We start from the raw sequence: 419 nt of genomic DNA on the forward strand, positions 1-419 counted from the left end.
GTTGGCGCCTCCGGGGCCGGGTTCTTCGCGGCCGCCGTCGTCACCCCCTGGATGGTGGGCCGGCTGGGGACCCGCGGCTGGATCACGGCCTGCTCCGCCGGGGCAGCCGTCCTGGTGCCCCCGCTCGGCCTGTTCTTCACGCCCGGACCGATGCTGGTCGCGGCCTTCGTGCTGGGCCTCGCCACCCAGGGCGCGAAGATCTCCACCGACACGGCCATCCAGTCCCATGTGGACGACGACTTCCGCGGCCGGGTGTTCTCCGTCTACGACGTGCTCTTCAACATCGCGTTCGTGGGTGCGGCCGCCGTGGCCGCCCTGATGCTCCCCCCGGACGGGCGGTCCGTCACGCTGATCGTGAGCGTGGCCGCCCTCTACGCGGTGACGGCGGTCTACCTGAAGCGTCGGGAAGCGCAATCGTG

Annotated in this window: 1 pseudogene; it reads left to right on the forward strand. The window is 71.8% G+C overall.

The annotated features are described in order from the left end of the window. A pseudogene (locus G3I78_RS49185) lies at nt 1-419 on the forward strand (MFS transporter); the annotation flags it as partial.

Origin of the sequence: Streptomyces sp. SID13726 (genome assembly GCF_010548375.1) — a bacterium.
Lineage (GTDB): Bacteria > Actinomycetota > Actinomycetes > Streptomycetales > Streptomycetaceae > Streptomyces.